Genomic DNA, 14,617 nt, shown 5'->3' with positions numbered 1-14,617 from the left:
GTGTGCACGCATCGATCGACGCCATAACGACAGCGGGCGGCTCCCGTGTTCCGGGAAGCCGCCCGCGTCAATACGCTGAAAACCCTTAGAACGAATGCCGCATCCCGATCCGTACATCGGACTGCGTATTCGACGACGACGGCGCGAAGCTATAGCCGATCACCGCATTCACGCCATTCGATGCTCGCAGATAGTCGCCGGAAACATAGACGTCGGTCCGTTTGGACAACAGGTAGTGCAATCCGAGCGAGCCCTGGTTCCAGTGATTGCCCTCGAAGGCCGTGTGCTGATAGCCACCGTACAGCGACAACGCGGGCGTGAAGTTATACGACGCGCCGGCTTCGTAAACCTGCATATGCGAGGTCTGCCCGAAACCCTTGATCGTCGTATAGGTGAAATCGCCGGAAAGCATCAGGTTGCCGATCGTATAGGCGGCGCCGACCGCCAATGCACCTTGCTTATCCACTGGGAATGCCGACGAGCTATACAGATCGGTCACCGCGCCGGTGGCCGGATCGACGGAAACAGTCGGCTGGCCGAGGAAAGTCCGCGTGCCGATCATCGCGTACGGGTCGAAAGCATAGATGCCGAACGGATTGTTCAACTGCGTATACGCCACGCCCATGTTGAACGGGCCGTGGTCATAGTGCGCGCCCACGCTCCATGCGCTCTTCTGATGGAAGTCGCCCGCGGTGTTGCCGAACGAGTACATGCCGCCGAAGGTAAAGCCGGCAAAATCATTCGACAGGAACTTCACCGAGTTCGGCAGGCGGTCGCCGTTCATCCGGTCGAAGTCGCCCTGGTGAATCGCGTAGCCGCTCGCCCATGCGGAAATGTTGTAGAGGAAGACAAACTCTTCGGTCATATCAAGCTGATTGCCGAACGAGAAAGTGCCCCACGAGTTCTTGATACCGACATAAGCCTGGCGTCCGAATTCGGCACCGCCGAATCCATATTGCCCATTACCCAGGTGAAAACCCGATTCGAGCACGAAGACCGCTTGCAGACCGCCGCCGAGATCTTCCACCCCTTTGAAGCCGATCCGGTTGCCGTACGAAACGCCGTCGTCGAATTTGTACTGGTGTGCGCCCCCGGCATTGTTCACGTAGGTGATGCCGGCGTCCAGAATCCCGTACAAGGTGACGCTGCTTTGCGCATGGGCCACCGTCGGTGCACATACCGCGCTTGCCGCGAGAGCAAGTCCCGAAAGGCTAACGGCATTTCTCTTTTTCATCTAATTATCCCCTGCTCTTTGCCTGCGTATTTCGTTGGATAAAGCGATCCCCGCCACGCGTTGTCTTGCAACACGCGGCGTTTCTCGCATGACGGGCAGTTCGAAATCGGCTGAGACTCGTTGAAACGGATTGAAGCTCGCCTAAGCCGGCCAGGCCGGCTCAAGCGATTCAAGCTAATCGGACTGATTGAAGCTATCGGCAATGCATGCAAACCTCTGTCATGCCTGCATCGACGGATCAAGAATACGAGTCCAGATTTATGAGGATTCGACCGGATGCGACATGAATCTGTCGAGTAGCGACTTCGTGCTCTGAAATGCCAGGGTTATTTCACGCCGAGTGCGGTTTGCACCGCTTGCAGGCCATTAGCTCCGCTGACGGTGTTCACGCCGTCGAGCCAGGACTTCAGCAATTCGGGGTGACGTTTGAGTGCTTCGGCGGCGGCCACATCGACACCGGTCTTCTTCTCGAGTACCTCGGTGATCACGCCGTTCTCCAGATCGACATTGAACGTGAGCTGCCTGAACAGACGGCCAACATTCGGACACTGCTCGGCGTACCCGCTACGCGCGACGGTATTGACCGTGGCACCGCCGTAGTTCGGCCCAAAGTACCTGTCACCGCCGTCGAGATAAGTCAGCTTGAACTTCGTGTTCATCAGATGCGGCTCCCATGCAAGGAACACGATCCATTTCTTTTCCCGCACGGCGCGCTCGACCTGCGTAAGCATGCCGGTCTCACTCGATTCGACGATCTTCCAGCTACCGAGCCCATACGCCTTGTCGTCGACCATCTTCTTGATGTTCTGATTGGCCGGCGCGCCCGGTTCGATGCCATAGATCTTGCTGTCGAACTTGTCGGCGTTCTTCGCGAGGTCCGCGAATGAATGCACACCCGCGGCCGCGACGTAATCGGGCACCGCGAGTGTGAACTTCGCGTTGCTCAGATTCGGATGCACAACCTCAATTGATTTTTCATCTTCGAACGGCTTGACGACCGGTGCCTGGGCCGGCATCCAGTTGCCGAGAAACACATCGATCTGCCCTTTTTTAAGGCCTTGATAGGTAATCGGCACCGACAGGTTCGCCACGTTCTGACGGTAGCCGAGCGCCTTCAGCAACACGCCTGACATCGCATTGGTGGCGTCGATGTCGGTCCAGCCGGGCCCCGCCATGTTCACCTGCGTACAGGACTGCGGCTCGGCGGCCGCGGCGAAGGTGGCCGCCGCGCACAGCAGCGCAACGCCGGATATGGCCTGTTTGAAGAGCTTTTTCATCATGTCGGCTTCCTGGAACTGGGATGGTAGGTGGGATAAATCGCAAGGGGAGAATCAACGCTTCACAGCGGGAAAACGCGCCATCGCTTCGAGCGTGTCGAGGTCGATGTGATTGCGCATATAACGCTGGCTCGCATCGACATGCGGCTGCCAGTCCCATGACGCGACCGTGCCTTGCGTCGTCGCCTCGAAATGAAAACGGCGGCGGCGCTGGCTGCTCAGTACTTCTTTGTGCAGTGCGGCGAGGTCCCAGCGTCGTGCGATCTCCTCACGCAATGCCGCGACCTGTGAGGTATAGCCGGCATGCGCTGCGAGGTTCTCCCGTTCGAGCGGGTCCGCTGTCAGATCGTAGAGCTGGTCAGGATCGGCTGGCGTGTGAATGAACTTGAAGCGCCCGCGCCGCAGCATCACGATCGGCGCAATAGCGCCTTCCGCCAGATATTCGCCGATCGCTTCGTCGTGGCCGTCGTGGATATCCTGGGTACCTCGCAGATGCGGTACGAGGCTCTGACCGTCGAGCGAATCGGGCCAGTGCGCCGGCTGTTCGCCACGCGCCATTTCAACCAGCGTGGGCAGCAGATCGAGATGAGAGACCGATTCGCGCACCCGATGCGCGTCGAACTGCTGCGGCGCATGCACGATCAGCGGGACACGGCAGCCGCCTTCGAAGAAGGTCATCTTGTACCAGAGCCCGCGCTCGCCGAGCATCTCACCGTGGTCCGACGTCACCACGATGACGGTATTTTCTGCAAGACCGGACTGTTCGAGCGCGTCGAGAATCGCACCGAACTGGTCGTCGACGTAGGAAATCGCGCCGTAATAAGCACGCCGTGCGTTGCGGATCTGCCGGTCGGTCGGAGGCGTGCGGTCGGTTTCGCACACATGTCGCAAACGCTTCGAATGCGGATCGGCTTCATCGAGCGAATCGCGATGCGTGGGCAGCGCGATGTCTTCATCCGCGTACAGGTCCCAGTACTTCTTCGGAATCGCGTACGGGTCGTGCGGATGCGTCAGCGAAGCGACCAGGCAGAACGGCCGTGCATCTTTTCCGGCATGCTGCTCACGCGCGATATCGAAGAGCTTCTGGCGCGTGGTGAAAGTGACTTCATCGTCGAAATCGAGTTGGTTCGTACGCACGCAAGGTCCCGCATCAATGACCGAACTCATGTTGTGGTACCACGTGGGGCGCGTTTCGAAATCGTCCCAGTTCGGTGTCCAGCCGAAATCGGCGGGATAGATGTCGGTTGTGAGCCGCTCTTCGAAACCATGCAACTGATCGGCGCCGCAGAAATGCATTTTGCCGGACAGGATCGTGCGATACCCTTCGGCACGAAGATAGTGCGCGAATGTCAGCGTTTGCGACGGAAATTCTGCTGCATTGTCATAGGCGCCGATCGCGGACGGCAGCTTGCCCGATAGAAAAGAGAAGCGTGACGGCGCACACAGCGGACTCGCGCAATACGCCGAGTCGAATACCACGCCCTGTCTGGCGAGGCGATCGAGGTTGGGAGTCTTCGTCAGGCCATGTCCGTATGCAGCCAGTGCGAACGGGGTCATCTGATCGGCCATCAAAATAAGGATATTCTGTTTCGTGTCAAGCATTGGAGCGCGCCTCGAATAGAATCGCAAATGCGGATACAGGTGTCGTTGCAAGCGGAATAACCGGCAGGCCGGCCCCCGCATGAACACCACTATTGCCGTCCAATTCGAAGCTGTGAAGACGGCAAATCGTTATGTGCCTATAAGGGGGTCTTATGTCGAGGCAGGATCGCTTGCCGCCAATGCAGGCATTGACGATGTTCGAATCGGCAGCGCGTCTTGCGAGTTTCACGGCGGCCGCGCGCGAACTGGGTTCGACGCAGCCGGCCGTCAGTCAGCGCGTGGTGCAACTCGAAGAAGCCCTTGGCGCCCCGCTTTTCGAACGTGGCCATCGCGGCGTCACGCTGACGGAAGACGGCGTGCGCCTCTTCGAAGCGGTGCGCAACGCGCTCGACACCATCCGCCTCGCCACCGCCGAAATCCGCGCGCGGCGCACGCCGCAAACCCTCACGCTCGCCACCGACTTTGGCTTCGCAACCTACTGGCTGATGCCGCGCCTGTCGCAGTTCAAGGCATTGATGCCGGACGTCGACGTCAAGATCATCACGTCGCAGAGCGTATTCGATCCATCGCACGATCAGGCGGACGTTGTGATCGCGTTCGGCGACGAAGATGCGGACTGGACCGCGCGAGGTGCGCTCAAGTTATTTCCGGAGCGTGTCACGCCGGTCTGCAGTCCGGCGTTTCTGGCGGCGCACCCGCAGTTGCGTACACCGTCGGACCTGACGAGCTTGCCGCTGCTGCATCTCGAACCCACCCAGCCGGCACGCTGGCTGTCGTGGGCCGACTGGTTCACGGCGCACGGTCTGGATGCGCCTGCCGCGCATCGCGGCATCACGTTCAACAGTTTTACGCTCGTGGCCCACGCAGCGATCATGGGTCAGGGCGTCGCACTAGGCTGGGCGCCACTGGTCGACGAACTGCTCGCCACCGGGCAGCTCGTCGAACCGTTCGATATACCCGTGGTCACCGAGCGCGGCTATCTGCTCGTCACGCAGCGCGCGGCGACACCGGCTGTCAGTGCGTTTCGCCAATGGCTGCTGGGCGAATGTGGGCTCGACGCTGAATGAGGGATCTCGCCCCGGAAAAGTGAGGACGGACTGTGAACCACAGTTGACATTAATGTAATCCATAGATTACACTTCCGGGATGTTGAATATCCGCACCACCGAGACATTTGACGCCTGGTTCGACGGCTTGAAAGACCGGATCGCCAGGCGCCGCATTCAGGCCCGCATCGATCGTCTGGCATTGGGCAACCCCGGAGACACGAACTCCGCAGGTGCGCCAATTACCGAACTGCGGATCGATCACGGCCCCGGCTATCGCGTCTACTACGTGCAGCGCGGTGCAGTGCTGGTGATCCTTTTGTGTGGTGGCGACAAGTCGACTCAACCCGCAGATATCAAAGCCGCACACAAGATGCTGGCGAACCTTGAATCGGAGTGAAAGATGGGAAAGATCAAAACCCGGCCGTGGGATTCGGCCGAACACCTGAAAACCGAAACGGACATGGCTGAATATTTCGAGGCCTGTCTGCTTGAAGGCGGCGATGACCCTGCATTTCTCGCGCATGCATTGGGCGTGATCGCGCGTGCGCGTGGTATGGCGCAGCTCGCCCGCGATACTGGAATCTCGCGCGAGGGTCTGTACAAAGCGCTGTCTGAAGATGGCAACCCCAGCTTCGCGACGATCATCAAGGTGATCCGCGCCCTCGGTATGGAACTGCACGCGGCACCTGCCCACGCCTGAGATAGATTTATGCCGTGGCGCGCCGCCCCTGCGCCGCCTCAATCTCGTCTGACGCTCCCATTCCAGCGCGACGGCGGTTAGCTTCTATCCCCGTGCCCCGCTGATTTGCTCTACTGCGATGATGCATGCCGCGCCCCGCGGCGTTGCCCTATTGCCTAAGTGGAGTTCGCATGTCCGTCGATTCCCGTCCCGATCAACTGGTTCTCACGGTCGCCTGTCCGAGCGCGGCGGGCCAGGTTGCCGCCGTCGTCGGTTTTCTCGACCGGCATCATTGCTATATCGACGAACTCACCGTTTTCGATGACGACCTGAGCGAGCGCTTCTTCGTACGTTGCGTGTTTCATGGCGTCGACACCAACGAGACCCTGCACATCGCGGCGCTCAAGCGCGAATTCGAAGCGATCGCCGAGCGCTTCCGGATGACGTGGGCCATGCACGACGTCGGCACGCGCCCGAAGGTGCTGATCATGGTGTCGAAACTCGAGCACTGTCTAGCAGATCTGCTGTTCCGCTGGCGGATGGGCGAGTTGAAGATGGATATTGTCGGCATCGGCTCGAACCATCGCGATCTCGAACCGCTCGCGCAACAGCACGGCCTGCCGTTCCATCATCTGCCGATCAGTGCGGACACCAAGCCACAACAGGAGGCGCGTTTGCTCGACCTGTTCGAAACGTCAGGCGCCGAGTTGATGATCCTTGCCCGTTACATGCAGATTCTCTCCGGCGAGACGAGCCGTGCGCTCGCGGCCCGCGCGATCAACATCCACCATTCGTTTCTGCCTGGTTTCAAAGGGGCGAAGCCTTATCACCAGGCCCATACGCGCGGCGTGAAACTGATCGGCGCAACCGCGCACTTCGTCACCGACGATCTCGACGAAGGTCCGATCATCGAGCAGGTAGTGGAGCGCGTCGATCACTCATACAGCCCGGAGCGCCTGCTTGCGACCGGACGCGACGTGGAATGCATCACGCTTGCGCGGGCTGTCAAGGCGTTTATCGAGCGACGCGTGTTCATTAACGGCGATCGGACTGTCGTGCTGCAATAACGAAATGCAATAACAAAACGCCGCTGAAGAGCGGCGTTTCTTTGTGGAAGGCGCCGCACAAACCAAGGCGGCGCCTCATTCACACCAGGCACAAATTCACTTCACCCAGCTATCCACTCGATCCCCGTGCGCGCTGATCCATGCGTCCGCAGCGGCCGTCGGCTTCTCGCCGTTTTGCGTGGCCAGCATCACGCTGTCGATCTCACCCGGCTTCCATTGAAACTTCTTGAGGAAGGCGACAACTGTCGGCGCCTTCGTCTCAAGGGCAGGATTGACGACGCTATCCACATGCTCCGCTTCACCGAACACTTTCTTCGGATCCTCGAGGAATTTGAGCTTGTACTTGGCGAACATCCAGTGCGGCTTCCAACCCGTCACAATGATCGGCTTGCTCGCGGCTTCCGAGCGGGCCAGTTCCGCGGTCATCGCGCTGCCCGAGCTCGGCATCAGTTGATAATCGAGCCCGTAGGCCTTGATTGCTTCGCTGGTTTTCTGCATCACACCCGCGCCGGCATCGATACCGACGATACGCGAACCGAACTCCGTTTTCTTCGCCTCGAGGTCGCCTACGCTCTTCACGTCGGCGTTGTCCGGCACGATCAGACCAATTTTCGCATCGTTGAAGTTGGGACCGAGATCGACGACCTTATCCTTGAAGTTGTTCCAGTACGCGCCATGCGTGACCGGCAGCCACGCGGACAGCGTCGCGTCGAGGTCGCCGCGCGCCACGCCTTGCCACATCACACCGGCCGCGACCGGCACCAGTTGCACCTGATAGCCGAGGCGTTTCTCGATCACGCGCGCGGCCACGTTCGAGGTCGCGACGCTGTCGTCCCAACCTTCCACATAGCCGATCTTGATGGTCGGTTTGGTATCAGCCGACACGCTCACGCTGCTTGCCGCCAGCGCCGCACCCAGCACACTTGCCGCGCTCAACATCAGCATCTTTTTAACCAGTCTCATCGCCACTCTCCCGTTCACCGTCCAAACTACCCATTGAGCATTTAGAATCGCTAACCAGAATTACCTGGTAGTGGTGTTTTACGACATCGAGTTGTCCGCAGACGACCTCCTCCACGCGTCCGGGTCCGGCTCTTGTCTTACTTATCGACGACGAGATCGCTCAATGGCTTGCTGCAACACAACAGCACCATGCCCTGATCGATTTCACGCTGACGAATGCCGCCGGCGTGTTTCATCGCGACTTCGCCAGACACCAGCTTGACCTTGCAGGTGCCGCACATGCCCTGGGTGCACGAGGCCGCGAGCCGCACGCCGGCCTTCTTCGCCGCGTCGAGTACATGCTGGCCGCTGCCGCATTCGATCTCGCGATTGCTTTTGACAAAGCTCACCTTGAACTTCGTTTCTGTTTCGAGCGGCACCTCCGCGGGCGTGAACCCCGCAGCGTGTTCACGCGTTTCGACAAAGCGCTCCGCAGCGGTTGTCGGCGCCTGCAAGGCATCAGCGACGTGCGCGGTCGTCAATTGCGCGGCCACCTCGCTGATCGTCTCGAACGAAAAGCTTTCCTCGTGATAATGGTTGCGATCGAAACCGCCTTCCGCCAGCAGGTTCCGGACGGCCTGCATATAAGGCGCGGGGCCGCAGGTGAAAATCTCGCGGTCCAGAAAATCCGGCGCGATGAGTTTAAGCAAGGGCAAGGTCAGAAAGCCGGTCACGCCGGGCCAGTTGGTCCGTGCACCGAGCCGTTCACAAACGAATGCAGTGCGGAAATTGGCCTGATTCGACGCAATCAGGTCGAGCTCACGCGCGAAGATGATGTCGTCCGGCGTGCGGGCGCTATGCAGGAAGACGATGTCGCTATCCTCGCCGAGTTCATGATGCGCCCGGCTCATCGACATCAGCGGCGTCACGCCCGACCCTGCCGACAGAAACAGAAATTTACGCGCGGGATGCCGCGCGCAGGTGAACTCGCCTGACGGCCCCAGCACACGAACCTGCATGCCAGCGTGCAGATTGTCGTGCAACCAGTTCGACACCTTGCCACCCGGCACGCGCTTCACGGTGATGGAAATGGTGTGCGGACGCGTGGGTGGCGACGAGATCGTGTAGCAGCGATTCACCGCCTCGCCGTCGATCTCCAGCTCCAGCGTGATGAATTGCCCAGGCTCGAACACGAACGCCCGCTCGGACGGCGCGCGAAAGAAAAAGCTCTTGACGTCGTGCGTTTCCTGACGAACCTGGCAGCATACGAGTGTGTCTTCGGTATCGCTGTTCCAGCGCGCCGGCAAGCTCTCCCAGAACCGCGGCTGCGTAACACGGTTTGAAGTCACCGGGCTTAAAGTCAGCGGACTTGAAACGTCACCGCCTGAAACCTCGCGGCTAGGAGCCGGCTCGGGACTGAGCTGAAGCGTCGCCTGATCGCGCATCATTATTTTCTCCCGCTCCTGGTTGCGGTATTGCGCTCAGCGCATGAACGACACGACTTTTTCGCCGTGCGAAACCGGCGCATCGCCGGCATCATGGGTTTGAGGCGCATTGCTGAACTCCGCAATGCGGCCGATGTACCACTCGCAGAATTTCTCGACGAGGCCTTCGGTGAACGGCGAGTACGGACCCGGTTCGTAGGCGCTGCTGGTCGCGCCGCGTTGCGAGTACTCCACGAGCGCGCGGTCCTGGTCATTGGTGGCGCGCCACACGGCCGTGAGATTGTTCACGTCGTAATCGATGCCTTCGCGAGCATCCTTGTGGACGAGCCACTTGGTGCGCACCAGCGTCTTACCCGCCGATAACGGAATCACCGAGAAGCTGACGATATGGTCGCTCATGAAGTGATGCCACGAATTCGGCTGGGTCCAGAACGACAGGCCGCCGAGATCGGCCTGCTCGAAACCACCGAGCAGTTTCTTCGACGCCACCTTCGCGTCCATGGTCTGCGATTCGCCATCGCGATCGAGCGGCAGGCGTTGCGTACGGAAGCCCGTGACCAGATCGGCCAGACGGTCGATTTCCGCCGACGGCAGTTTCATCGCTTCCCATTGCGCGGTACGGCGCGCCACGGTTGCTTCGAACGCGGCCATGCCTTCTTCGTTGGCAGGCGTACGTTGATAGCCGAAGCCGTATTCGTACAGCGAAATCGTCAGCTCGGGATGGTTCGCGACGCAGTGGTAGCACTCGCGATTGTTCTCCATCGTGAGCTTCCAGTTGCCCTCTTCGATGATGTCGATCGACGCCGCGACCTTGCAGCCCGCGAGTTCGTGCGGCAGCAGATACGGTTCCATCGCGGCGCGCATCACGGCAAAGTCCGCCGGCGGTTCTTCGGCGAGACAGATGAAAATCAGCCCGGCGAGATTCTGCAGATGCACCGCTTTCAGGCTGTGCTTGCAGCGGTCGAACTGATCGCCCATATGCTCGGCGAACATCAGATCGCCGTTCAGGTTGTAGGTCCAGCTGTGATACGGGCAGACGATATTGCCGAGCGAACCCTTGTCCGTATTGCACAAACGCGCGCCGCGGTGACGGCAAACGTTATGGAACGCCCGCACCTGCATGTCGTCGTCGCGCACGATCAGAATCGAATCGTTGCCGATTTCCACCGTGATGTAGTCGCCCGGCTCCGGCACGTCCGGTTCCACCGCGACCTGAATCCAGTGCTTGCGGAAAATCACCTCCATATCGAGCGCGAAAATGTCCTCGCCCGTATAGAACGGCGCTTCCAGTGTGTGATTCTTTTTGCGGCGTTCGATCATTGCGCGAACGTCTGCCGAAACTTTCATTGTGTGCTCCGTTGCATGTCACGTCTGGCGCTGCGCCAGGCCCTCCTGGTCGCATGCTGGCCCGAACCGGAAATCAGTAATCCACGAGTTGATGCTCGCGCAAATACGCAAGGATCACTTGTGCTTTTTCGACGGAACTCCCTTCAATTACGACGCTTCCGCCGCGGCTTTCCGTGGTCGTCGCCGAGAGCATGCGGGCATGGCCCGAGCGCTTCTCGGCGGCGGCGAAGCGCACCGGTTTGGCGCTCGCGGGACGAATCGTCCAGGCGAGGTTGTCCGGCCCTCCGGGGGCGGACCCGCCGGCGTCCGGGCTCCTAACCATGGTTGCCACAACCGGGCGGATCGTGCCTTCGCGCAACCTCGCATAGGCGTAGCTCGGCGCGGCATTGGCCATCGGATGCACCGCGATCAAAGCCGGCAGCCGCACCTCGACGCGCCGGCGCAAACCCTTCGGCATGAATTGCCGGATCTCCGCGCAGCCATCGCGTAGCGTCAGATCGACTGCCGCACCCACCAGCGGCATCTCCAGCGCACTGGCGACGCGATACGGCAGCATGCCGCTATCGAATGCGCCTTCGGCGCGGGTGCCGGTGAATACGAGGTCGTAACCGCGCAGACGGGTGGCGAGCGGCGCTGTCACGTCGGTTTGCCCATCAAGCGTGGCCGCCATTTCAAGCACCTCGACCGTGCGTGCGCCGAGCGCGAGATATTCCTTGAGCGCCGGGTTCGACGGATCGCCCGCATGCAACACGTCGAGCGTCGCGCCATGCGTTTTGGCGAGTGAAAGCGCGATTGTCAGCGCGGCGGCGTCGTTACGGCTGTAGCGCGCGGTGCCGCTAATCGGGTGCCGCCCCACGGAAACCAGTACGGCGATCTTCATGCAAGCGCTCCTTCCGCAACAGCCGTTGAATTCAAAAGCGCCGCACCGGTGCCGCGTGCCGTGCGCGCAGCCGCCGCGGCTTCGTTCAGCGCGGCGATGGTCTCCTGCGCGTCGGCAATGACGGTCAGATTCGCGCGTTTGGCGATCGGTGCGCTGGCGTCGAGGTTCACGGCGATCACGTGCCGGCAATCCTTGATGCCCTGCAAATGCTGAACCGCGCCGGAAATACCGAACGCGATATAGACGCTCGCCTCGACGGTCTTGCCGGTGGCGCCGATCTGCTTGTCACGGGTGAACTTGCCGTCGTCCACCGCGACGCGGCTTGCGCCGATCGCGGCGCCCAACGTTGCCGCCAGGCGCTCGAACGCGGGAACGTCACTCACGCCGTTGCCCGCCGAAACGATGAAATCCGCCTCTTCGAGCGCAAGCTGGGCAGCATCCATTTCTTCGATGCCAAGATCGCGCACGATGCCTTGCGACGATGCCGTTTCGCCGTCGAAACGCCACACCACGCGCTCACCCGCGCCGACAAACGGCAGCTTCGGATCGACCGCATTCGGTGCGAGCAACACGACCTCGGGCAGTGCACGGCTGGCGAACGCCGTATTCGTCTGGACATAAGCCGCGACATGCGCCGCATCGATTTCGACGACGTGCGTGGCGACGCTCGCATTCGCCGCTGCCGCATAGCGACGGCCGAGATCGCCGTCGCCGGTGGCGTTATCGGGCAGGAAAATGTGCGCCGGCGCATAAGCCGCGACGCACGCGGCGAGTGCGTTCAATTCGTCCAGAGGCGCAAAAACGCGCCGGTCGAACATCGGCAACTCGATCAGTTTGTCGGCGCCGAGCGCGGCCGCATCGCCGGCGAACTCGCCGAATACGAGCAGTACGACCTCAGTGGTCGCGTCCGCGATCAGTGCCGCGGCGGCCAGAGTCTGGCGCGCGTGGTCGTCCAGCGCGCCACGGTCCGCATGAGCGGCCACCAGCAGCACCCGCCGCGCCGAGGCCGCCGTGCGGCGCGGTTTCGCATGCTCGCGATGCGCTGACCCTGTGGCGCCGTGCGCCGCGAATTCGGTCGAGCCGGAAACGCTCGTCATGCCGAGCGTGATGCGCTTGAGTCCGTCGGCCGTGATCGTGAACGGACGGCGCGGGTCGATTCGTTTGAGCGTGTTCATCGCCTTACTCCAACGCTGCTGCAACCAGTTCAGCGACGTCCAGTACTTCCGGACGCTGGCCGACCACGCCTTCGAGCATCGCCGTGCAATTCGGGCAACCCACCGCCACGATCTCGGCGCCGATCGTACGAGCGTCGTCGATACGGATGTCTGGAATGCGTTTTTTCCCGGGAATGTCAGTCAATGGCGCACCGCCGCCACCGCCGCAGCATCGTCCGCGCAATCCGTTGCGTTCCATTTCGACCACCTTGATGCCGATGGATTTCAGCAACCGTCTCGGCGCTTCCGTCTCGCCGTTATAGCGGCCCAGATAGCACGGGTCGTGATATGTGATCTTGCGGTCCGCGAACGCGGCGACCGCCTTCGGCGACAGCTTGCCGCTCGCCACCAGTTCTTCGATCAGGGCCGTATGATGCTGCACCTCGTAGAAACCGCCGAGCGCGCGATACTCGTTGCGCAGGCTGTGCAGCACGTGCGGATCGGCGGTCACGATCTTGCCGAACGTGTACTGCGAAAGCGTGCCGATCAGTTTGGCCGCAAGTTGCTGGAAGGTCGCTTCGTCGCCCAAACGCCGTGCCGTATCACCGGTGTCGGTTTCGACGCCACCGAGCACCGCGTAGTCGATTCCCGCCCGATTCAGCACCTTGACCAATGCACGCAGCGTGCGTTGGTAGCGCATGTCGAACGCGCCTTCGCCGGCGATCAACAGCACATCCACCGGACGTCCCGGCTGCGCGACCTGCACTTGCAGATCGACCGCCCAGTCGTAACGCGCGCCGATGTCATAACCGTTCGAACTGCCCGTCTCGCGCAGATTCGCGAGCGTGATCGGCCCTTTGCCGGGTACGCTGCCTTCCACCAGGGTCTGGTTGCGGCGCATATCGACGATCGCGTCGACGTGCTCGATCAGCATCGGGCATTCCTGCACGCAGGCGCGGCAGGTGGTGCACGACCACAGCGTGTCCGCTTCGATCAGGCTCGACACGAGCGGCTTGCCCGGCGCGCCGCCGTGCTTGCCGACCGGAATGCCAGGCGTCGGGCTGCCCGCATACGCCTCGTCCGTGCCGCCGACCATGCCCGTGACCAGATCCTGAATCAGCTTCTTCGGATTGAGCGGCTGCCCGGCCGCAAACGCGGGGCACGCCGCTTCGCACTTACCGCACTGCACGCAGGCGTCGAAGCTCAGCAACTGGTTCCAGCGGAATTCGACCGGTTTGCCGACGCCGTATTCCTTCGCGTCGAGCAACGGCACCTTCAATGCGGTCGGCGGTACGACGTCGTTGTCGTTGCGCTCCGCAAAGCGCTCCTGACGCGGATGAAACGCGAGGTGCAGCAGACCGGCGAGCGCATGCTTCATCGGGCCGCCACGCGCCGCGCCGAAGGTCATCGTGAACGCGCCTGCCGCGATCAGCAGCGCGACGATGATCGCCAGCGCACCCGACATCGCAGCGGCCGGCAGCGCGATGAACAGCGCCAAACCGAGCGCGAACGACCCGAGCAGCAAGGGCAGATGATCCCAGGGCCCGCGCGAGAGCCGCGCCGGCACCGCCTTCGCACCATGGCGCCGGCGCCAGACGAACACCGCGCCGACCAGCATCACCAGCGCGGCCAGAAAGATCAGCTTGTCGAGCCACGGCGAGTAAATCGCCAGACCGTAGTTGACGAATACCAGCGCCATCGCGAGGATCGCGCCGCCCGCGGTCGCCATGTGCGTTTTCGCGATGTACGGGTCGCGTGCAACCACGTGATGCAGATCGACGAAATAGCGCTTCGGAATCGCCAGCAGATTGGTCCAGCCGTACGCGCCCACCGCCGTGGCGCGGCCTTCGCGCCAGTACGCGGCGCGCTTGACGAGCGCGAACGCCAGACCCGCCACCGACAACCACAGCAGGACAGTGATGACAAACACGGGGCTCATCG

13 protein-coding genes are annotated in these 14,617 nt (G+C 61.5%); 4 read left to right on the top strand and 9 right to left on the bottom strand.

What is annotated here, in order from left to right:
• Positions 1 to 85 precede the first annotated feature (85 nt).
• The 3 genes from PQR67_RS23805 to betC all read right to left on the bottom strand — a co-directional run bounded on the left by PQR67_RS23805 (position 86) and on the right by betC (position 4,113).
• Entirely contained in the window at positions 86 to 1,234 is a 1,149-nt protein-coding gene (locus PQR67_RS23805; protein WP_408464681.1) for a porin, read from the bottom strand.
• 326 nt (positions 1,235 to 1,560) lie between these two features.
• Complete coding sequence (locus tag PQR67_RS23800) at positions 1,561 to 2,514, bottom strand: choline ABC transporter substrate-binding protein (protein ID WP_408464679.1); 954 nt, start codon at positions 2,512 to 2,514, stop codon at positions 1,561 to 1,563.
• A 51-nt stretch (positions 2,515 to 2,565) separates the two neighbouring features.
• Positions 2,566 to 4,113, bottom strand: a complete 1,548-nt coding sequence (betC, locus tag PQR67_RS23795) for a choline-sulfatase (RefSeq protein ID WP_408464677.1) — start codon at positions 4,111 to 4,113, stop codon at positions 2,566 to 2,568.
• A gap of 152 nt (positions 4,114 to 4,265) precedes the next feature.
• Between betC and PQR67_RS23790 the strand changes: the two genes are divergently transcribed.
• From PQR67_RS23790 to purU, 4 genes are all read left to right on the top strand, one after another.
• Entirely contained in the window at positions 4,266 to 5,180 is a 915-nt protein-coding gene (locus PQR67_RS23790) for a choline sulfate utilization transcriptional regulator (protein ID WP_408464675.1), read from the top strand.
• A 79-nt stretch (positions 5,181 to 5,259) separates the two neighbouring features.
• Positions 5,260 to 5,559, top strand: a complete 300-nt coding sequence (locus PQR67_RS23785; protein ID WP_408464673.1) for a type II toxin-antitoxin system RelE/ParE family toxin — start codon at positions 5,260 to 5,262, stop codon at positions 5,557 to 5,559.
• A gap of 3 nt (positions 5,560 to 5,562) precedes the next feature.
• Positions 5,563 to 5,862, top strand: a complete 300-nt coding sequence (locus PQR67_RS23780; protein ID WP_408464671.1) for an addiction module antidote protein — start codon at positions 5,563 to 5,565, stop codon at positions 5,860 to 5,862.
• 170 nt (positions 5,863 to 6,032) lie between these two features.
• Positions 6,033 to 6,908, top strand: a complete 876-nt coding sequence (gene purU / locus PQR67_RS23775) for a formyltetrahydrofolate deformylase (RefSeq protein ID WP_408464669.1) — start codon at positions 6,033 to 6,035, stop codon at positions 6,906 to 6,908.
• A 96-nt stretch (positions 6,909 to 7,004) separates the two neighbouring features.
• Here the strand turns inward: purU and PQR67_RS23770 are convergent, their stop codons facing one another.
• The 6 genes from PQR67_RS23770 to PQR67_RS23745 form a co-directional block, all read right to left on the bottom strand.
• A complete protein-coding gene (locus PQR67_RS23770) occupies positions 7,005 to 7,871 on the bottom strand; it encodes a glycine betaine ABC transporter substrate-binding protein (protein WP_408464667.1) in 867 nt (288 codons plus the stop codon).
• Positions 7,872 to 8,008: 137 nt separating this feature from the next.
• Entirely contained in the window at positions 8,009 to 9,295 is a 1,287-nt protein-coding gene (locus PQR67_RS23765) for an FAD-binding oxidoreductase (RefSeq protein WP_408464759.1), read from the bottom strand.
• Between the two features lie 36 nt (positions 9,296 to 9,331).
• Positions 9,332 to 10,642: an aromatic ring-hydroxylating oxygenase subunit alpha gene (locus tag PQR67_RS23760; RefSeq protein ID WP_408464665.1), complete on the bottom strand. Its 1,311-nt coding sequence runs from the start codon at positions 10,640 to 10,642 to the stop codon at positions 9,332 to 9,334.
• A gap of 73 nt (positions 10,643 to 10,715) precedes the next feature.
• Positions 10,716 to 11,522 carry an electron transfer flavoprotein subunit beta/FixA family protein gene (locus tag PQR67_RS23755; protein ID WP_408464663.1) on the bottom strand — a complete coding sequence of 269 codons (807 nt, stop codon included), beginning with the start codon at positions 11,520 to 11,522 and terminating at the stop codon, positions 10,716 to 10,718.
• A complete protein-coding gene (locus PQR67_RS23750) occupies positions 11,519 to 12,697 on the bottom strand; it encodes an electron transfer flavoprotein subunit alpha/FixB family protein (protein ID WP_408464661.1) in 1,179 nt (392 codons plus the stop codon). Before PQR67_RS23750 ends, PQR67_RS23755 begins: the two co-directional genes overlap by 4 nt.
• A gap of 4 nt (positions 12,698 to 12,701) precedes the next feature.
• A complete protein-coding gene (locus PQR67_RS23745; protein ID WP_408464659.1) occupies positions 12,702 to 14,615 on the bottom strand; it encodes a (Fe-S)-binding protein in 1,914 nt (637 codons plus the stop codon).
• Positions 14,616 to 14,617 lie beyond the last annotated feature (2 nt).

Origin of the sequence: Paraburkholderia fungorum (assembly GCF_046026025.1) — a bacterium.
In the GTDB taxonomy this organism is placed as follows: domain Bacteria; phylum Pseudomonadota; class Gammaproteobacteria; order Burkholderiales; family Burkholderiaceae; genus Paraburkholderia; species Paraburkholderia fungorum_E.
This window is presented reverse-complemented; position numbering and strand designations above follow the sequence as displayed.